This window comes from Microvirga arvi (genome assembly GCF_016892765.1).
Lineage (GTDB): Bacteria > Pseudomonadota > Alphaproteobacteria > Rhizobiales > Beijerinckiaceae > Microvirga > Microvirga arvi.
The window spans coordinates 16,922-35,406 of sequence record NZ_JAFEMD010000003.1; the positions used below are offsets into that span (position 1 = coordinate 16,922).

An 18,485-nucleotide genomic window follows, 5' to 3' on the forward strand; every position below is an offset into this window, starting at 1 on the left:
GGCTTTACGTCAGCTTGTCTATGGCGCTTTGCAGCGATTTGCCTTTTTCTCGAGGGATCACAGGGAGGTTTGAATGCACTCGATTCTCGTCATCGGCGCCGGCAAGATCGGCTCTACCATTGTCGATATGCTCCGTGAGACCGGCGATTACAGCGTCACCGTTGCGGACGCCTCCGCCGCCGCCCTTGAAGCGATTGCCAAGGATGGGGTCCGGACGATTCAGCTCGACTTCAGTGACGCGGTCGCCCTGCAGAATGCCCTGAAAGGCCATTACGCGGTCTTAAGCGCCGCCCCCTATCACCTGACCAGCCATGTGGCCAAGGCAGCGCGCCTTGCGGACGTCAACTATTTCGACCTGACCGAGGACGTCGCCACCACCCGCATGGTGAAGGAGTTGTCCGAGGGCGCCACGACCGCCTTCATTCCGCAATGCGGCCTCGCTCCGGGCTTCATCTCCATCGTGGCGCATGACATCGCGAGCCGGTTCGACAAGCTCGACACGGTGCGCCTGCGCGTCGGAGCCCTGCCGCAATATCCCTCGAACGCCCTGTCCTACAATCTCACCTGGAGCACGGACGGCGTCATCAACGAATACATCGAACGCTGCGAGGCGGTGGTCGACGGCAAGATGCGCGAAGTTCCGGCCATGGAGGAGCTCGAAGAGTTCTCCCTCGACGGCACCCGCTACGAGGCCTTCAACACCTCCGGCGGTCTCGGCACCCTGTGCGAGACGCTCGAAGGCAAGGTGCGCAACCTGAACTACAAGACCATCCGCTATCCCGGCCACTGCGCCCTGATGCGGGTGCTGCTCAACGACCTGCAGCTGCGCAACCGCCGCGAGGTCCTGAAGGATATCCTGGAGAACGCCGTGCCGGCCACCATGCAGGACATGGTCATCGTCTTCGTAACCGTCACCGGCGAGCGCGGCGGGCGCTTCGTGCAGGAGACCTATGCCCGCAGCGTCTACGGCCAGAAGGTCGCCGGAACCCAGCGCACTGCGATCCAGGTGACCACCGCCGCCGGCATCTGCGCCATGCTCGACCTGCTCGTCGCGGGCAAGCTGCCGAAACAGGGCTTCGTGCGCCAGGAGGAGATCGATCTCGACACCTTCCTGGCCAACCGCTTCGGCCGCGTCTATGCGGGCGAGCGCCTGGACGAGGGCCACGAGCCGGCGGTCAAGAACATCCGTCTCGACGCGGTGGCATGACGATCAGGACTAGGCTCCCGCTTCCTTCAATGGGAGAACGGCCAAGTTCTTGACCAAACCGAATGATCCTATTCGGGAAAAGCAGTTCCCTGCTTGTCCCGAAATGTTTTAAGACGGTGGCCTGACAGCCGCCGTCGTTTCATTCCAAGGACAAACGACGGCAAAGGGCTTCATGCTGAGCCCTAAGCCCGCATCGAGGGAGATTAGCCATGACCGCGAGCCTGAAACCCGTATCCTCCGCTTCCGTTGCGGACGAGGCCCGCGCCATTCTCGCGCGCCTCGGCGTGCCGGACAGCGCCTTCGCCGCCGGCGGCCGCCCGGCCCGCTCCCCAATCACCGGCGAGGTGATCGCCCATGTGTGCGAGACCACGCCGGAGGAAGCCAAGGCCGCCATCGGCCGCGCCGACGCCGCCTTCAAGGCTTGGCGCAAGATCCCGGCGCCCCGGCGCGGCGAGTTCATCCGGCTGCTGGGCGAGGAGCTGCGCGCCGCCAAGGACGACCTCGGCCGCCTCGTGACCCTGGAAGCCGGCAAGATCGTCTCGGAAGGCCTCGGCGAGGTGCAGGAGATGATCGACATCTGCGACTTCGCGGTCGGCCTCTCCCGTCAGCTCTACGGCCTCACCATCGCCACCGAGCGCGCCGACCACCGCATGATGGAGACCTGGCATCCGCTCGGCGTCTGCGGCGTGATCTCCGCCTTCAACTTCCCCGTAGCCGTGTGGTCGTGGAACGCGGCGCTCGCGCTTGTGTGCGGCGACAGCGTGGTGTGGAAACCCTCCGAGAAGACCCTTCTGAGCGCGCTTGCCACCCATGCCATCGTCGAGCGCACCGCCAAGCGCTTCGGCGGTGTGCCGGAAGGCCTGTGCGAGGTGCTGCTCGGCGGCCGCGAGGTCGGCGAGATTCTTGTGGAAGACACCCGTGTGCCGATTCTCTCCGCCACCGGCTCCACCGCCATGGGCCGTCAGGTCGGCCCGAAGCTCGCCGAGCGCTTCGCCCGCGCGATCCTGGAGCTCGGCGGCAACAACGCCGCCATCGTCGCGCCCTCGGCCGATCTCGATCTTGCCCTGCGCGGCATCGCCTTCGCGGCCATGGGCACGGCCGGCCAGCGCTGCACGACCCTGCGTCGTCTCTTCGTGCATGAGAGCGTCTACGACCAGCTCGTGCCGCGTCTCGTCAAGGTCTATGGCAGCGTGAAGATCGGCGATCCGCGCGCCGAGGGTACGCTGGTCGGTCCGCTGATCGACAAGGCTGCTTTCGATGGCATGGAGCGCGCACTCGATGAGGCCCGCGCCGCCGGCGGCAAGGTCCATGGCGGCGGACGTTTCACAGATGTGGCGAATGAGGGCATCTATGCCCGTCCCGCGCTCGTCGAGATGCCGAGCCAGACCGGCCCGGTGACGCGCGAGACCTTCGCGCCGATCCTCTACGTGATGCGCTACTCGGATTTCGACGAGGTGATCGAACTGCACAACGCGGTTGGCGCCGGCCTCTCCTCCTCGATCTTCACCGTCAACCTGCGCGAGGCCGAGGCCTTCGTGTCGGCCGTGGGCTCCGATTGCGGCATCGCCAACGTGAATATCGGCCCCTCGGGCGCCGAGATCGGCGGAGCCTTCGGCGGGGAGAAGGAAACGGGCGGCGGCCGCGAATCCGGCTCCGATGCCTGGAAGGCGTACATGCGCCGCGCCACCAACACGATCAATTACGGCAACACGCTTCCCCTCGCCCAGGGCGTGAAGTTCGACGTCGACGCCTGATCGTTGCATACTCACTCGACGGAGGGCCTTGGCCCTCCGTTTTGTTATCGGCCCTCTTAACAACGCGAGCCTTCCATGACAGCGCCCTCCCGCACCGGCGGCCAGATCCTCGTCGATCAACTTCTCGTCCATGGAGTCGATCACATCTTCTGCGTTCCGGGCGAGAGCTATCTCGCGGCACTCGATGCGCTGCATGACGCGAGCATCAATGTCACGGTCTGCCGGCAGGAGGGCGGTGCCGCGATGATGGCGGAGGCCTACGGCAAGCTCACGGGCCGCCCCGGCATCTGCTTCGTCACGCGCGGCCCCGGCGCGACGAACGCCTCGCCGGGCATCCACATCGCCAAGCAGGATTCCACGCCGATGATCCTGTTCGTCGGCCAGATCGAGCGCGGCATGCGCGAGCGCGAGGCGTTCCAGGAGCTCGACTACCGCGCCGCCTTCGGGCCGCTGGCCAAATGGGCGACGGAGGTGGACGATCCGGCGCGCTTTCCGGAGATCATATCCCGTGCTTTTCATGTGGCGACGTCGGGACGTCCCGGCCCGGTCGTGATCGCGCTGCCGGAAGACGTGCTCACCGAGATAGCCGCCGTCACTGATGCGCCGCGCTATCAGGTCATCGAGACCCATCCGGGCCTGACGCAGATGGCGGAGCTGCAGAAGCTCCTGCACGGCGCGAAGAAGCCGGTGGCTCTGCTCGGCGGCAGCCGCTGGTCCGAGGTCGCGGTGCAGCGCTTCGTGCGCTTCGCCGAGCGTTTTCAGCTTCCGGTCGCCTGCACTTTCCGCCGCCAGATGCTGTTTCCCGCCGATCACGCCTCCTATATCGGCCATCTCGGCCTCGGCGTGGATCCGAAGCTGCTTGAGCGCATCAAAGAAGCGGACCTCGTTCTGCTTGTCGGTGGACGCCTCTCGGAGGTTCCGAGCCAAGCCTATACGCTGCTCGACATTCCCGCGCCGCAGCAGAAACTGGTGCATGTCCATCCCGATCCGAGCGAGCTCGGCCGGGTCTACTCTCCGCACCTTGCCATCAACGCCTCGCCCATCGCCTTCACGGCAGCGTTGGAGGGTGTGCATCCGCCGGCCTCGCTGCCCTGGAGCGAGAGCACCAGAGAAGCGCATGCGGATTATCTGCACTGGAGCAACCCGGCACAGATCCGCGTTCCCGGCAACCTGCAGATGGGCGAAGTGATGGCACACCTGCGGGAGGCGATGCCCTCCGACACGATCTATTGCAACGGCGCGGGCAACTTCGCCACCTGGGTGAATCGCTTCTGGCCCTTCAAGCACTATGGCACGCAGCTTGCGCCCACCTCGGGCTCCATGGGTTATGGCGTGCCCGCTGCCGTCGGCGCCAAGCGCATTCAACCCGACAGTCCTGTGGTGGTGTTCGCCGGCGACGGCGACTTCCTCATGAACGGGCAGGAATTCGCCACCGCCGTGCAATACGATCTGCCCATCCTGGTGATCCTGCTCGACAACGGCATGTACGGCACGATCCGCATGCACCAGGAGCGCGAATATCCCGGTCGCGTCTCCGCGACGATGCTGCAGAACCCGGATTTCTCCGCCTATGCGCGTGCGTTCGGCGGCTATGGCGAGCGCGTCGAGATGACGGAGGATTTCGCCCCCGCCCTCCAGCGGGCGCTCACATCCGGCAAGCCCGCGATCCTGCACTGCATCCTCGACCCGGAGGCAATCACGCCGTCGATGTCGCTGTCGGCGATCCGCGAGAAGGCGCTGGCGGGGAAGAAGTGATACTGCGCTGACACGAGCGCGTCATCCCGGACGAGCAAAGCGAGATCCGGGATCGGGTGCAGGATGAGGCAATTCCTTGTCCGTCATCCCCAGACTTGTTCCGGGGATCCACGTCTTTGAGTCGCTTAAAACGTGGATGGCCGGGACAAGCCCGGCCATGACGAAGAGAAGTCGGAAAGCGATCCCGGGTTCTGCTGCGCAGCCCCGGGATGACGTTTCTGCGATTTACGCCGCCTTAGCCTCGTCGAGCCGCTGCGCTACAAGCGAACGCAGGCTGCGCAGGTCCTTCACGAAGGAACGGATGCCCTCGGAAAGCTTCTCGGTCGCCATCGCGTCCTCATTGAGCGCAAAGCGGAAGCTCTTTTCGTCCATGCGCGGCAGAGGCTGAATTTTCTCAACGCTCTCAGCCGACAGCTTGCGCGGCAGCTCGCCTTGCGCCTTCGCCAGCTCGTCGAGGAGCGCGGGCGAGATGGTCAGCCGGTCGCAGCCGGCCAGCGCCTCGATCTCACCGATGTTGCGGAAGGAGGCGCCCATCACCACGGTCTTGATCCCTTGCGCCTTGTACGACGCATAGATCTTTCGCACGGAGAGCACGCCCGGATCGGTCTCGCCCGTATAGGGACCGCCGCCCGCCTTCACGTGCCAGTCGAGGATGCGGCCGACGAAGGGCGAGATCAGGAACACGCCCGCTTCCGCGCAGGCCTGGGCCTGCACTTGGCTGAAGAGAAGCGTGAGGTTGCAGTCGATGCCTTCTGTCTGCAGCACTTCCGCCGCGCGGATGCCCTCCCAGGTGGAGGCGATCTTGATCAGGATCTTTTCACGCCCGATGCCGCGCGCCTCGTAAGCCTTGATGATGGCGCGCGCCTTGGCGACGCTCGCCTGCGTGTCGAAGGAGAGGTCCGCATCCACCTCCGTCGAGACGCGGCCCGGCACGATGCCGGCGAGTTCGGCGCCGAAGGCCACCGCCAAGCGGTCGCAGATCGCCGCCACCACGCCCTCGCGGGAGCCGCCCTGGCTCCGGCCCCAGGCCAGGGCCTCTTCGATGAGGTGGCCATAGGCCGGGGTCTCGACCGCCTTCAGGAGCAGGGTCGGGTTGGTGGTGCAGTCCTGGGGTTTCAGGCGGCGCACCGCATCGAGGTCGCCCGTATCGGCGACGACGACCGTCATGGCGCGCAATTGGTCGAGCTTGGAGGGCATCGGGTTCTCCATGGGTTTCGTTTGATATCTGACTTAGTCCCTCAAGGCACCCGCGTGAAGGGCAAAGCCTCAGACAAACAGTCCCCGGTTGGCCCTTACGCGGCTCAGGATGAAGGAATAGACCTCCTCCACCCGCCGTAAGGACCGGACATCCGCATGGGTCACGAGCCAGTAGGTGCGAAGATACGAGACCTCGGGCAGAACCACCTCGAGTTCCGAGAACTGCCGTACCGCGTAGTCGTGCAGGATGCCGATGCCGACCCCCGCGCGCACCGCCTCGGCTTGCGCCATCACGCTGGCGCATTCGAAGCGGCGGGCGGTGTATTTCTCCAGGCCTGAGAAATAATCGAGCACCGGGCTGTAGAGCAGGTCGGCCACATAGGTGACGAGGGTCTGGCCCGTCAGGTCCGACAGCTCCGTCACGGGTCCGTGGCGCTTCAGATAATCCTTCGAGGCGTAGAGCCTGAGGCGGTAATCCGTGAGCTTGCGCGACACGAGGCGTCCCTCCGTCGGCTGCTCCAGGGTGACGGCGATGTCGGCCTCGCGCTTGGAGAGGGAGAAGGTGCGGGGGAGCGCCACGAGCTGCAGGGTGAGGCCGGGATGCCGTTCGGCCAAGGCTCCCAGCTCAGGTGCCAGAAAATACGTGCCGATTCCGTCCGGCGCGCCGATGCGTACAGTGCCCGAGAGCGCGAGATCCGCGCCGCCGAGCTCGCTCGCCACCGCGAGCGCCTGGGTCTCCATGCTCTCCGCGTGCCTGAGCAGCCGCTCGCCGGACTCAGTCAGGGTATACCCTTGCGGGCTGCGCTCGAAAAGCTTGGTCTTGAGCGATGCTTCGAGCGCCGAGATGCGGCGCGAGACGGTGGTGTGGTCCGCCTCCAGCTGGCGGGCGGCCGCCGTCAGCCGGCCGGCGCGGGCAACGGCCAGGAAGAAGCGGAGATCGTCCCAATCGAATGCGCTCATGATATTGGCATTTTCGCACAACGGTGCTTTGGTTTCACCCATAGTCGTGCGATTTCAACAATGATAGAAGAAGGGCACGAAAAACATCCCTTGAGGAGGAGAGACGCCATGCGTGAGGTCGGACATTTCATCGGCGGCAAGCAGGTCCCCGGCAAATCGGGACGCACCACCGAATTCTTCCAGCCCATGACCGGCGAGGTTTTGGGCCGGGTTGCGCTCGCCTCCAAGGACGAGCTGCGTCAGGCGGTGGAGAACGCCAAGGCCGCGCAGCCGGCCTGGGCCGCCACCAACCCGCAGCGCCGCGCCCGCGTGATGATGAAGTTCCTCGAGCTCATCGCCAAGGAGATGGACTCGCTCGCCGAGATGCTGGCCCGCGAGCACGGCAAGACCATCGTCGATGCCAAGGGCGACATCCAGCGCGGCGTCGAGGTGGCGGAATTCTGCACCGGCATCCCGCACCTCTTGAAGGGCGAGTTCACGGAAGGCGCCGGCCCCGGCATCGACATGTATTCGATCCGCCAGCCGCTCGGCGTGGTCGCCGGAATCACGCCGTTCAACTTCCCTGCCATGATCCCGCTGTGGAAGCTCTCGCCGGCTATCGCCTGCGGCAACGCCTTCATCCTGAAGCCCTCCGAGCGCGATCCGGGCGTGCCGATGCGTCTTGCGGAGATCATGATGGAGGCGGGCCTGCCGGCCGGCATCCTCAACGTGGTCAACGGCGACAAGGAAGTGGTGGACGCGATCCTCGACGATCCGGACATCAAGGCGGTGGGCTTCGTCGGCTCCTCGCCGATCGCGCAATACGTCTATTCCCGCGCCACCGCCAACGGCAAGCGCGCCCAGTGCTTCGGCGGCGCGAAGAATCACATGATCATCATGCCCGACGCCGATCTCGACCAGGCGGCGGATGCGCTCATCGGCGCCGGCTACGGTTCGGCGGGCGAGCGCTGCATGGCGATCTCGGTCGCGGTGCCGGTCGGCAAGGCGACCGCCGACGCGCTCATGGACAAGCTGATCCCGCGCGTGGAGACCCTCAAGGTCGGCCCCTCCACCGATCCTTCCGCCGATTTCGGCCCGATGATCACCAGGGCGCATATGGAGAAGGTGCGCTCCTACGTCGATCTCGGCGTCCAGGAAGGGGCGAAGCTCGTGGTCGACGGCCGCGACTTCAAGATGCAGGGCTACGAGAACGGCTACTACATGGGCGGCTGCCTCTTCGACGAGGTGCGCTCCGACATGCGTATCTACAAGGAAGAGATCTTTGGCCCCGTCCTCTCCGTGGTCCGCGCCAAGGACTACGAGGACGCGCTTCGCCTTCCTTCTGACCACGAATACGGCAACGGCGTCGCGATCTACACCCGCGACGGCGACGCCGCCCGCGACTTCGCCTCCCGGGTGAACGTGGGCATGGTCGGCATCAACGTGCCGATCCCGGTGCCGCTCGCCTACTACACCTTCGGCGGCTGGAAGGCCTCCGGCTTCGGCGACCTGAACCAGCACGGCCCCGACGCGGTGCGCTTCTACACCAAGACGAAGACCGTCACGTCCCGCTGGCCATCGGGCATCAAGGAGGGCGCGGAATTCTCCATTCCGACGATGAAATAAGAGAACAAGATCATGGCCGGGGGCTCGCTCCTGGCCATTTCGTTTCTAGATCCAAAGTCGGGGTGCACAATCTCCCCCACCATGACGATTTAGGACCATGACCCAGTTCTCTCTCACAGACGATCAAATCGCCGTCCGCGACATGGCCCTCGCCTTCGCGGCGGACAACCTCGCCCCCCACGCCCTCGAATGGGACGAGACAAAGCATTTTCCCGTGGACGTGATGCGGGAAGCCGCCGCCCTCGGCATGGCCGCGATCTACACCCGCGACGATGTGGGCGGGTCGGGGATGACGCGGCTCGATGCGGCCTTGATTTTCGAGGCCCTCGCTACCGGCTGCCCGGCCGTCTCGGCGTATCTGTCGATCCACAACATGGCGACCTGGATGATCGACCGCTATGGTTCCGAGGAGCAGCGCCAGCGCTATATCCCACGCCTCGTGACCATGGAGCTGATCGCGAGCTATTGCCTGACCGAGCCGGGATCGGGCTCGGATGCGGCGGCGCTCAAGACCAGGGCGGTGCGCGACGGCGATCATTACGTCGTCAACGGCGTCAAGCAGTTCATCTCCGGCGCCGGCACCTCGGACATCTACGTGACCATGGTGCGCACCGGCGAGGAAGGAGCATCCGGCATCTCGACCCTCGTGATCGAGAAGGGCATGCCCGGCGTGTCCTTCGGCGCGCAGGAGAAGAAGATGGGCTGGAACGCGCAGCCCACCGCCGCCGTGATCTTCGAGGACGTGCGCGTGCCGGTCGCCAACCGGCTCTCGGACGAGGGCATGGGCTTCAAGATCGCCATGTCGGGCCTCGACGGCGGGCGAATCAATATCGGCGCCTGTTCGCTCGGTGGCGCGCAATCCGCCCTCGACAAGGCGCTCGCCTACAGCAATGACCGCAAGGCCTTCGGCAAGCGCATCGCCGATTTCCAGGCGCTGCAGTTCAAGCTCGCTGACATGGCGACCGAACTCGAATGCGCGCGCACCTTCCTGTGGCGCGCGGCCTCGGCGCTCGATGCCAAGGCGCTCGATGCGACAAAGCTCTGCGCCATGGCCAAGCGCATGGCCACCGATGTGGGCTTCCAGGTGGCGAACGACGCTCTGCAGCTGCACGGCGGCTACGGTTATCTCGCCGATTACGGCGTCGAGAAAATCGTGCGGGATCTTCGCGTGCACCAGATCCTGGAGGGCACCAACGAGATCATGCGCCTGATCGTGGCGCGCGATCTGGTGGGACGCGGCAATCGATGAGGATGAATGACATGCGCTCCCCAACCGCGCGTGTTTCCCTCCCCCTTGCGGGGAGGGATGAAGGGTGGGGGTCGCAAAGTCAAAACTCAGAGCTGGATTCAGAAAGCCTGAAAGCTGCTACAGCGTTCAACTGGGTGGCTCCCCCACTCAATCGAACTACCCCCACCCCCACCCCTCCCCGCAAGGGGGAGGGGAAAAGGCAGCGAATGATTTGTATGACCCAGGCTCTCAAATCGCTCGGCCTCGGTTTCGGCCTGACCGCCGTCATCTTCGCGCTGTTCCACTTCGCAGGCCCATGGTTCTTCCTGGATGGGCGCCGGTCTTTCCAGATCAACTTCACCGCAGGCGCCGCACTTGGTCTGGGCTTTGGCCTGCTGGTCGATCGCATTCTGCGCTTGTCGCGCAAGAAGGCGATTCACGCCATGGCCTTGGTTGCCGTTCCCGGCATGCTGCTCATGGCGGCCATCGGTTCGCATTTCGCTGTCTTTTTCCCACGGCTCGATCCTGCCCTCGACAAGGTGTTCGGCTCGCTCATGCTGTGGTTCTATGGCTTCGCGCTCGCCGGATCGCTCTGGACCGCGCGCAACGCGTGATAGCAGCCTTCATCGAAGAATCGGTCTAAGCATTGCACGACAAAATGGGAGGATACTCATGACCAGCATCGCCTTCATCGGCCTCGGCAACATGGGCGGCCCCATGGCGGCCAATCTCGTCAAGGCCGGGCACAGGGTCACCGGCTTCGACCTGTCGCCGGCCTCCTGCGATCAGGCGCGCAGCGACGGGGCGAGCATCGCCGCCTCGACCGTCGCAGCCGTCAAGGATGCCGAGATCGTCATCACCATGCTGCCCGCCGGCAAGCACGTGCTCTCGGTCTGGGCCGACATCCTGCCCTCGGTGAAGGAAGGTACGCTCCTCATCGACTGCTCCACCATCGACGTCGAGAGCGCGCGCAAGGCCCATGGCATGGCGCGCGAACAGGCGCGCAACCTCACGAGCCTCGACGCCCCGGTTTCCGGCGGCGTCGGCGGCGCGAAGGGCGCGACGCTGACCTTCATGGCAGGCGGCGCGAGGGAAGCCTTCGACCGCGCCGAGCCGATCCTGTCGAAGATGGGCAAGAAGGTCGTGCATTGCGGCGAGGCCGGCGCGGGCCAGGCGGCGAAGATCTGCAACAACATGATCCTCGGCATCTCGATGATCGGCGTCTCGGAAGCCTTCGTTCTGGCCGAGAAGCTCGGGCTCGCGCATCAGGCGCTGTTCGATGTCGCCTCTACTTCTTCCGGCCAGTGCTGGTCGCTCACCACCTATTGCCCCGTGCCGGGCCCGGTGCCGACATCGCCCGCCAACAACGACTACAAGCCGGGCTTCGCGGCAGCTTTGATGCTGAAGGATTTGAAGCTCGCCCAGGAGGCGGCGCTGGCCTCGGGCGCCTCAACGCCGATGGGCGCGGAGGCCGCACAGCTTTACGCGCTGTTCGCCAATGCCGGCCACGACGGCGACGACTTTTCCGGCATCATCAATTTCATCCGCGGGCAGAAGGGATGATCAATACACCTGCAGAGCATTTCTTTGGCAACACTCTTCCCTCATCCTGAGGAGGTGCGAAGCGCCGTCTCGAAGGAGAGTCCAGAGCACACTGGAGTCTCCTTCGAGACGCAGACTGACGTCTGCTCCTCAGGATGAGGTCCGAGAAGGTCATGCGAACCGGCGCATGAAGCGACGGTCGATGAAATCTTTGAGACGCCAAGCAAGGCGTCCCTCGAAGGCAAGAAACCGGCCGCGCCCGCCGATGGCACGGCCGTCGCCGGTGGCGATCAGCATCAGGTGATCGCGCTGCGGGATGGTGCGCTCCAGGGCTTCGCCCCGGATAGCCCGTCGCAAGTTGCGGGCCAGCACCGGCCCCTGCCGCACAGCGAAGACACCGGCCTTCGGACGCGGATGCGCGACCATGGTCGCACAGTCGCCGGCGGCGAAAACGGCATCGTCGTTCAGGATCTGGAGCGTGGGACGAATGGCGAGGAAGCCGTTTCCGTCCTTGGCCCAGCCCGTCCCGGCAAGCACGGGCGGCGGTGCGCCATGGGTCGACACCAGCACCGCATCGGCCGGTACATGCTGTCCGCTCGCGAGCGTCACCCCGTCCTCGTCGATGCTGACCGCGGAATCCCCGGTGTGGACTGCGATCCTGCGGCGCTTGAGCGCCCGTGCGATGCGTTCGCGCATGCCCGGATTGATGCCGGGCGCCCCGGATTCCCCGATCAGCGAAACATGGAGAGGATCGCTCATCCGCGTCCTGAAAAAGGCCGAGACCGCGAAGGCGAGGCAGATCCCCGCAGCCCCGCCCCCGACGATGGCGAAGCGGCGCGGACCGTCCGGCCCAAGCGCGCGCTCCACGAGCCGGTCCCAGCGCTCCAGCAGGCTGCCGATGGGCTTGACGACGAGCGCATGCTCGGTCGCCCCGGCGATGCCGCTCAGATCCGGCGTGATGCCGATGTCGATGGAAAGGATGTCGTAGGACAGCACCTGACCGCCCTTCAGCCGCACCCGCCGGTTCCCCGCATCGAACCCGACGGCCTCGCCCCGAATCAGCCTTGCGCCGCCGGCGCGGGCGAGGCGTTCCAGATCGATGTGGATCTCGTCTCTCGCATAGGTCCCGGCCAGATGCCCCGGCAGCATGCCCGAATAGGGGGTCAGGGGATCCTTGCTGACCAGGGTGATGTGAAGGCGCGGCTCAGGATTGCGGGCAAAAGCTTCCAGCACCAGGACATGAGCATGTCCCCCGCCGACGAGGAGGAGCTGCTTGCCAGCGTTGTCGGCACCCGGTGTCATGGGGTTGTGCTCTCCCGAGGGGACGCAGAGGAACGGGATGTGTTGCAAGACACCTACAGCTTTTGGTGTTGCCGTCCATTAGGCTCCCCGTCCCTGAATGCAAGAAAGTCGAATGCCAGCCCGCATGGTTCGCTCCGTTTCCCCGACGGCCCATCCTTCCGCTGACGCCGCCGCCGTGCTGCGGCGCATCGGCTATGCGATCCTGTTTTTCGCCGTTCCCCTGGCAGCCCTGTTCACCCGGCGTGCGCTCGTGGTGATGGCGCCTCTCGCGGTCATTCTCCTCGTCCTCGCCTCGGTGCTGGACGGGAGCGCGAAACATGCGCGGGAGAAGCTGCTCGTGCTCGCGACCTCCACCGGCGGCATGGCCGGATTGGTCCTGCTGTTCTGGGCCGCGCTGTCGCTGGTCTGGACTCCCTTTCTGCCAGAGGCTTCGGAGCGCCTGTTCAACATCACGGGCATGGTTCTCATGGGCCTGGGCGGCTATCTCGCCGTTCCCGAGCGGATGCGCGCGGCCAATCTCTATCTTCTCCCGGTCGGCGTGGGACTGGCGGCCCTGATCAGCATTCCCCTGGCAATCCAGGGCGGCAGCCGATTCGACCCGGAGGGCTTGAGCCTCGAGCGCGGCATGCTCATGCTGGCGCTGCTGCTCTGGCCCGCCCTGGCCTGGCTCCATTCGCGCGGAAGAAACCTGGAGGCCGTCGGAGTGGCGCTGGCCGTTGCCGTGGCAGCCCTTCTCACGCGGGGAGGACTGCCCCTCTACGGACTCGTCGCAGGCGCCGTCGTGTTCGTCCTGACCGCCTCCAGCCCCAATCTGGGCCCCCGCCTCACCGGGCTGCTCATAGCCGGTCTCCTGCTGCTGGCACCGCTCCTGCCCTTTCTCCTGAAGCCTCTGGCCGCAGGTCTGCTCGGCGCGAAATCCTCTGTCACCGTCAGCCTCGAAGTCTGGTGCCAGATCATCCTCAACGACCCGCTGCGCCTCCTGACCGGACACGGGCTGGAGACAGCCCTGCGCGGCCGGCTCTTCGGGCTGGTTCCGGCCAACGCTCCCTCCACCCTGCTGTTCGAGATCTGGTACGAACTCGGATTGGTGGGGGCCGTATCGGCAAGCCTACTGCTCTATCGGGCTGTCGTCGGCATCCGGAGCCACCGCGCCACCGTCGCGCCCGGCATCATGGCTGCCTTTGCCTGCGCCTATACGCTCGGCTGCCTCGGCATCGGCACGACGCAGGTCTGGTGGTTCACGGCGCTCGTGGTCCTCGTGCTGATCTTCGTCGCCATCGAGCGTGGGCAGTTCCGCACCACGCGGCCCAAGGCCGTCTTCCGCAGGAAGCCCTGAGCTTTCATAAACGGCCATATTGTAACGGTTGACGGAGTGCCCCCGCCTCTGCTTGGCTGAGAGTTCTTGAAATCTCTGCTCGAGGATTGCTTTATGCCGATCATCAACCGCGTCGCCGACCTTGCCGACGAAGTCACCGCCTGGCGCCGCGACTTTCACGAAAACCCGGAGCTTCTGTTCGACGTTCACCGCACCGCGGGGATCGTGGCGGACAAGCTGAAGAGCTTCGGTTGCGACGAGGTCGTGACGGGCCTCGGCCGGACCGGCGTCGTAGGCGTGATCAGGGGCCGCACGAACAACTCGGGCAAGGTGATCGGCCTGCGCGCCGACATGGATGCGCTTCCCATCGAGGAGGCGACGAACGTTCCCCACAAGTCCAAGGTTCCCGGCAAGATGCATGCCTGCGGCCATGACGGCCACACCGCCATGCTGCTGGGCGCCGCGAAGTATCTGGCCGAGACGCGCAATTTCGATGGCACCGCGGTGGTGATCTTCCAGCCGGCGGAGGAAGGCGGCGGCGGCGGCAACGAGATGGTGAAGGACGGCCTCATGGAGCGCTTCGGCGTGCAGGAGGTCTACGGCATGCACAACATGCCGGGCGTACCCGTCGGCCATTTCGCCATCCGCCCCGGTCCGATGATGGCGGCCGCCGACCGTTTCACGATCACCATCGAAGGCAAGGGCGGCCACGCGGCGCGCCCGCATGACTGCATCGATCCGGTGGTGATCTCCGCCCACGTGATCACGGCCCTGCAGACCATCGCCTCGCGCAACGCCGACCCGCTCGAATCCGTGGTGGTTTCCGTCTGCACCGTGAAGGCGGGCGAGGCCTTCAACGTGATCCCGCAGACGGCGATGCTGCTCGGTACCGTGCGCACCCTCTCCCCGGAGGTGCGCGACCTCGCCGAGAGCCGCATCCGCGCCATCGTCGAGAACGTGTGCGCCGCCTTCGGAGCCAAGGCCGAGATCGACTACGACCGCGGCTATCCGGTCACCATGAACGATCCCGACAAGACCGAGTTCATGGCGGGCGTCGCCCGTGCGGTTGCCGGCGAGACGGCGGTCGACACCACGGTCCCGCCTCTCATGGGCGCGGAGGATTTCTCCTACATGCTGGAGCAGCGGCCGGGCGCCTACATCTTCCTCGGCAACGGCGACACGGCCGGCGTCCATCATCCGGCCTACGACTTCAACGACGAGGCGAGCCCCTACGGCGTCTCGCTCTGGGCGAAGATCGTCGAAACCGGCATGCCGGCGCGATAAGCAATACGCGAAATGGGAAAAGGGATTGAGGCTTCAGGCCTCAATCCTTGTTCGAGCAGGCGAGCATGCCCTCGATATCGATGTAATGCCCCGCCCGGTCGCGCTTGGCGGCGAGGTAGCTGACGTTTTCCGCCGTGGGGCGGCCCAGCACGCGGTGATCCGAGATCACCTCGAGCCCGGCCTTGGCGAGGGCTGCGATCTTCTCGGGGTTGTTGGTCATCAGGCGGACCTTGCCGACGCCGAGCTCTTTGAGCATGACGGCCGCGAAATCGAACCGGCGCTGATCGGCCTCGAAGCCTAAGACTTCATCGGCGTCGTAGGTGTCATACCCTTGAGACTGGAGCTTGTAGGCGCGGATCTTGTTGGCGATGCCGTTCCCGCGCCCTTCCTGATCGAGATAGAGCAGGATGCCACCCTCGGACTGCGCCATGAAGCGCACGGTCTCGCGCAGCTGGTCGCCGCAATCGCATTTGAGGCTGCCAAAGAGATCCCCCGTGAGGCACGCAGAATGCAGCCGCACGGTGACGGGCTTGGAGAGGTCCGGCCTGCCGACGATGATCGCCACCTGATCGCGCAGACCCTCGCCGCCGCGGAACACCACGAACTCGCTCGTCGGCGCGCCATCCAGGGGAACCGGTGCGCGGCTGACGATCTTCAAGTCGGCCGCCTTGGCGCGCCGGTAGCCCCGGAGCGCCTCGCCCGGGACGCGAGCCAGGGAGCCATCGATCGCGATCCCTTCCGCCAGCGGCACCACCAGCACAGCCGGCAGCACGAGGGAGAGGCGGGCAAGTTCCAGCGCCTCCTCATCGAGGCTGTCGACAGAACGGACAGGCGCGTCGATTCGGCCGTCGACCTTAAGCGCCAACGATTCCACGCGGCTGCGATCCACCAGAGGCAGGGCCACGCGCCCCGGAACGTCCCGATCGAGCCCGAGCCGCCGAAGCCTTGCCGCGGGCAGGACGAGATGGGCATGGCCACCGGCAACGGCCCCGATCTCGGCGCTCATCGCCTCGTCCAGATCCTCGACCCCGACCACGAGCGCGCTGCCCGCAAGCCCGTCGATCACGACGGGGCGGGCGCTGCGGAATTCCATGATCGCCCGCTCGACCAGGGTCGTGGCGGGATTGTCGGACAGGCTCAAGGTCAGGCGCATCATCGAAAACTCAGGCAAACAGCCTCACATCTGGCGAAGAATCGAGCGTATTGGGGCCATAGGCCCTTGAAGCCAAGCTTCAGGACTGATTGCACCCTAGCACAGGCATGGCTCGATCCATAATGCCAGAGATGTGACATCTGCCATGCTCGATCAACAGGCCGCGACGCAAAGATCTCTTGGCTCGACGGCATAGTCGGCACGCGCTATCTCTGCGCCTCGATCGGCCACGCTTCCGTAAAGAAAACCCGGATGACGCTCATGCTCCTTTCCCGGCTCCTTGCCCTCGGCTTCCTCGGTCTGACCTCTGCGGTGAGCGCCGCCACTCTCGACGGCCTGGCGGTCGAGGTGACGAACGCAAGCGAGCCGGTGCTCTGCGCGGAAAAGGACAACGTAGCCATCAACTTCGCCTCGCCCGAGGTGAGGCACTTCCAGATCGAGGCCGTGCATCCGGCCTATATGGGCTCGCTGCGCCAGGACCGCTGGGAGCCGGACTGGACGGCCTGCGAGGACATCTCCGAGGAGACCTCGGCCAAGCCGCATCCGACCATGAGCACACTCTACGAGGACGGGAAGGTGCGGATCATGGGACTGTCCTTCACCGAGTTCTGGCGGCCGAGCGACGTGACGGTGACCATCGGCGATAAGGTCGCGCACAAGATCCACCTCCTCCAGCTCCTGAAGAAGCGGGCCGACAAGGCGATCGAAGTGCTCGTGATCTATCCGGGCGACGGATACTGGCGCATCAAGCCGTTGCCGCCTGAGCATCTGGACTGGACCTCCTATGGATCCTCCTTCCTGGTCGGCCCCGTGGAGTTCGACCAGCGCCCCGTCGTGAACCTGAAGGACGTGGCCTTCGACCCGATGAGCATGACCTTCACGCTCACTCTCGCGACCGGCGGCAAGGCGAGTGTCGCGGTCAAGGCTCTCAATGAGGAGCGGATGACACTCGACGTCACGTTCGATCAGGCTGTCTCCGGCGTGCCCTTCGCAGGACTGCGCTCCATGTACGTGACCGAGTTCAATGCGGACGTGGCGCGCCTCGCCGTTCGGGAGGAAGGCGCCCGCTCGTGGCGCGAGGAGCCGATCATGAACTTCCGGGGCGTCAAGGCGACGGATGCGTGGATGGGACGGCTCGTTCCCTCACGCCACAACACCAGCGCCCCGGACATGATGTTCAACCGTTTCCGCGCGACGCCAGCCCCCTCGCGCTAAACCTGGCATTCAGCGCGGATACGAGACGCCCATCGATCAGGATGAGCCCTGCGCCGATGAGGACCATCCCGGCCACATGACGGACCGCGAGCGTCTCGCCGAGGATGAACACGCCGAGCAGAATGGCGCTGACCGGAATGAGGAAGGTCACGAGCCCCACATTCGTCGCTCCCGCCCGCGCCAGCAGGCGGAAGAAGATCAGATAGGCGAAGGCCGTTGAGACGAGGCCGAGCGCAGCCAGGGACAGAACCGTCCCCGTGCTCGGCATGGTCAGGGTCCACGGCCGGTCGACGATGAGCGCCGCCGGCAGCAGCAGCGCGCTCGAGACCGTCACCTGCCCGGCAGCCGTCGCCAGCGGCGGGATGCCCATCGTCTTGAAGCGCCGCCCGAAAACGCCGGAGAAGCCGTAGGACAAGGCCGCACCGAGAACCGCCAGCTGCGCCAGGATGCTGGCATCCCAGGAGGCGAGAGCCGCGGCTCCGATCATCACGGCGACGCCGATGAAGCCCACGACCACGCCCGCAAGCCGCTGCCCGGTGAGGCGCTCGTCGTCGGTGAGGTAATGCGCGACGATGACCGTGAAAAGCGGCGTGGTGGCATTGAGGATGGATGCGAGACCGCTGGCGATGTGGCCCTGCCCCCAGACGATGAGCGTGAAGGGAATGACGTTGTTGAGGATCGACATGCCGAGGAAAGCCGCCCAGGCCTGACGGGTGCGCGGCAGATCCACGCGCATCAGCTTCAGGACGAGCAGCAGGGCGAGAGCGGCCGTCACCACGCGGATCGCCACGATGGTCAGCGGCGGCAATTCACGAACTGCGACGCCGATGAAGAGAAAGGAGCCTCCCCAGATGATGGAGAGGATCGCCAGCAGCGCCCAATCGGACGCCGCCATGGTTTTCTGGATGGAGGCCTGTGTCATTCAATGAATCCGTTTCGGCGCATTGAATGACACGAAGCGGGGCGTC

15 protein-coding genes are annotated in these 18,485 nt (G+C 65.4%); 10 read left to right on the plus strand and 5 right to left on the minus strand.

The window, feature by feature from the left end:
- Positions 1 to 73 precede the first annotated feature (73 nt).
- From ILT44_RS02480 to ILT44_RS02490, 3 genes are all read left to right on the plus strand, one after another.
- Positions 74 to 1,207 carry a saccharopine dehydrogenase family protein gene (locus tag ILT44_RS02480; protein ID WP_204237981.1) on the plus strand — a complete coding sequence of 378 codons (1,134 nt, stop codon included), beginning with the start codon at positions 74 to 76 and terminating at the stop codon, positions 1,205 to 1,207.
- Positions 1,208 to 1,416: 209 nt separating this feature from the next.
- On the plus strand, positions 1,417 to 2,961 hold the full coding sequence (amaB, locus tag ILT44_RS02485) for an L-piperidine-6-carboxylate dehydrogenase (protein WP_204237982.1): 1,545 nt from the start codon (positions 1,417 to 1,419) through the stop codon (positions 2,959 to 2,961).
- Positions 2,962 to 3,036: 75 nt separating this feature from the next.
- Positions 3,037 to 4,716: a thiamine pyrophosphate-binding protein gene (locus ILT44_RS02490; protein WP_204237983.1), complete on the plus strand. Its 1,680-nt coding sequence runs from the start codon at positions 3,037 to 3,039 to the stop codon at positions 4,714 to 4,716.
- A gap of 225 nt (positions 4,717 to 4,941) precedes the next feature.
- Here ILT44_RS02490 and tal read toward each other — a convergent pair whose 3' ends face one another.
- Entirely contained in the window at positions 4,942 to 5,913 is a 972-nt protein-coding gene (tal, locus tag ILT44_RS02495; RefSeq protein ID WP_204237984.1) for a transaldolase, read from the minus strand.
- A 69-nt stretch (positions 5,914 to 5,982) separates the two neighbouring features.
- Complete coding sequence (locus ILT44_RS02500) at positions 5,983 to 6,873, minus strand: LysR family transcriptional regulator (RefSeq protein WP_204237985.1); 891 nt, start codon at positions 6,871 to 6,873, stop codon at positions 5,983 to 5,985.
- 108 nt (positions 6,874 to 6,981) lie between these two features.
- On the opposite strand from ILT44_RS02500, the gene ILT44_RS02505 reads away from it, so the two are divergent.
- The 4 genes from ILT44_RS02505 (at position 6,982) to mmsB (ending at position 11,269) form a co-directional block, all read left to right on the plus strand.
- On the plus strand, positions 6,982 to 8,478 hold the full coding sequence (locus ILT44_RS02505; RefSeq protein WP_204237986.1) for a CoA-acylating methylmalonate-semialdehyde dehydrogenase: 1,497 nt from the start codon (positions 6,982 to 6,984) through the stop codon (positions 8,476 to 8,478).
- 97 nt (positions 8,479 to 8,575) lie between these two features.
- Complete coding sequence (locus ILT44_RS02510) at positions 8,576 to 9,727, plus strand: isobutyryl-CoA dehydrogenase (protein ID WP_204237987.1); 1,152 nt, start codon at positions 8,576 to 8,578, stop codon at positions 9,725 to 9,727.
- 215 nt (positions 9,728 to 9,942) lie between these two features.
- Positions 9,943 to 10,320, plus strand: coding sequence for a DUF5367 family protein (locus ILT44_RS02515; protein ID WP_204237988.1), 378 nt, complete (start codon positions 9,943 to 9,945; stop codon positions 10,318 to 10,320).
- Between the two features lie 58 nt (positions 10,321 to 10,378).
- A complete protein-coding gene (gene mmsB / locus ILT44_RS02520; RefSeq protein WP_204237989.1) occupies positions 10,379 to 11,269 on the plus strand; it encodes a 3-hydroxyisobutyrate dehydrogenase in 891 nt (296 codons plus the stop codon).
- A gap of 150 nt (positions 11,270 to 11,419) precedes the next feature.
- Here the strand turns inward: mmsB and ILT44_RS02525 are convergent, their stop codons facing one another.
- The gene (locus tag ILT44_RS02525; protein WP_204237990.1) at positions 11,420 to 12,550 is read right to left on the minus strand and encodes an FAD-dependent oxidoreductase; all 1,131 of its coding nucleotides are present in this window, start codon (positions 12,548 to 12,550) and stop codon (positions 11,420 to 11,422) included.
- Between the two features lie 112 nt (positions 12,551 to 12,662).
- Between ILT44_RS02525 and ILT44_RS02530 the strand changes: the two genes are divergently transcribed.
- Positions 12,663 to 13,886 carry a hypothetical protein gene (locus tag ILT44_RS02530; RefSeq protein ID WP_204237991.1) on the plus strand — a complete coding sequence of 408 codons (1,224 nt, stop codon included), beginning with the start codon at positions 12,663 to 12,665 and terminating at the stop codon, positions 13,884 to 13,886.
- A 93-nt stretch (positions 13,887 to 13,979) separates the two neighbouring features.
- The gene (locus ILT44_RS02535) at positions 13,980 to 15,149 is read left to right on the plus strand and encodes a M20 aminoacylase family protein (RefSeq protein WP_204237992.1); all 1,170 of its coding nucleotides are present in this window, start codon (positions 13,980 to 13,982) and stop codon (positions 15,147 to 15,149) included.
- 40 nt (positions 15,150 to 15,189) lie between these two features.
- Here ILT44_RS02535 and ribA read toward each other — a convergent pair whose 3' ends face one another.
- Positions 15,190 to 16,302, minus strand: coding sequence for a GTP cyclohydrolase II RibA (ribA, locus tag ILT44_RS02540; RefSeq protein ID WP_239467862.1), 1,113 nt, complete (start codon positions 16,300 to 16,302; stop codon positions 15,190 to 15,192).
- 252 nt (positions 16,303 to 16,554) lie between these two features.
- Between ribA and ILT44_RS02545 the strand changes: the two genes are divergently transcribed.
- Positions 16,555 to 17,517, plus strand: coding sequence for a hypothetical protein (locus ILT44_RS02545; protein ID WP_204237994.1), 963 nt, complete (start codon positions 16,555 to 16,557; stop codon positions 17,515 to 17,517).
- On the opposite strand, the gene ILT44_RS02550 is transcribed toward ILT44_RS02545, so the two are convergent.
- Positions 17,480 to 18,439: a DMT family transporter gene (locus ILT44_RS02550; protein WP_204237995.1), complete on the minus strand. Its 960-nt coding sequence runs from the start codon at positions 18,437 to 18,439 to the stop codon at positions 17,480 to 17,482. The genes ILT44_RS02545 and ILT44_RS02550 overlap by 38 nt on opposite strands.
- Positions 18,440 to 18,485 lie beyond the last annotated feature (46 nt).

Bases quoted from the DNA above. Each gene is read 5' to 3' on its own strand.
- ILT44_RS02480 (WP_204237981.1), top strand. From the start codon at position 74: ATGCACTCGATTCTCGTCATCGGCGCCGGCAAGATCGGCTCTACCATT.
- amaB (WP_204237982.1), top strand. From the start codon at position 1,417: ATGACCGCGAGCCTGAAACCCGTATCCTCCGCTTCCGTTGCGGACGAG.
- ILT44_RS02490 (WP_204237983.1), top strand. From the start codon at position 3,037: ATGACAGCGCCCTCCCGCACCGGCGGCCAGATCCTCGTCGATCAACTT.
- tal (WP_204237984.1), bottom strand. From the start codon at position 5,913: ATGCCCTCCAAGCTCGACCAATTGCGCGCCATGACGGTCGTCGTCGCC.
- ILT44_RS02500 (WP_204237985.1), bottom strand. From the start codon at position 6,873: ATGAGCGCATTCGATTGGGACGATCTCCGCTTCTTCCTGGCCGTTGCC.
- ILT44_RS02505 (WP_204237986.1), top strand. From the start codon at position 6,982: ATGCGTGAGGTCGGACATTTCATCGGCGGCAAGCAGGTCCCCGGCAAA.
- ILT44_RS02510 (WP_204237987.1), top strand. From the start codon at position 8,576: ATGACCCAGTTCTCTCTCACAGACGATCAAATCGCCGTCCGCGACATG.
- ILT44_RS02515 (WP_204237988.1), top strand. From the start codon at position 9,943: ATGACCCAGGCTCTCAAATCGCTCGGCCTCGGTTTCGGCCTGACCGCC.
- mmsB (WP_204237989.1), top strand. From the start codon at position 10,379: ATGACCAGCATCGCCTTCATCGGCCTCGGCAACATGGGCGGCCCCATG.
- ILT44_RS02525 (WP_204237990.1), bottom strand. From the start codon at position 12,550: ATGACACCGGGTGCCGACAACGCTGGCAAGCAGCTCCTCCTCGTCGGC.
- ILT44_RS02530 (WP_204237991.1), top strand. From the start codon at position 12,663: ATGCCAGCCCGCATGGTTCGCTCCGTTTCCCCGACGGCCCATCCTTCC.
- ILT44_RS02535 (WP_204237992.1), top strand. From the start codon at position 13,980: ATGCCGATCATCAACCGCGTCGCCGACCTTGCCGACGAAGTCACCGCC.
- ribA (WP_239467862.1), bottom strand. From the start codon at position 16,302: ATGCGCCTGACCTTGAGCCTGTCCGACAATCCCGCCACGACCCTGGTC.
- ILT44_RS02545 (WP_204237994.1), top strand. From the start codon at position 16,555: ATGACGCTCATGCTCCTTTCCCGGCTCCTTGCCCTCGGCTTCCTCGGT.
- ILT44_RS02550 (WP_204237995.1), bottom strand. From the start codon at position 18,439: ATGACACAGGCCTCCATCCAGAAAACCATGGCGGCGTCCGATTGGGCG.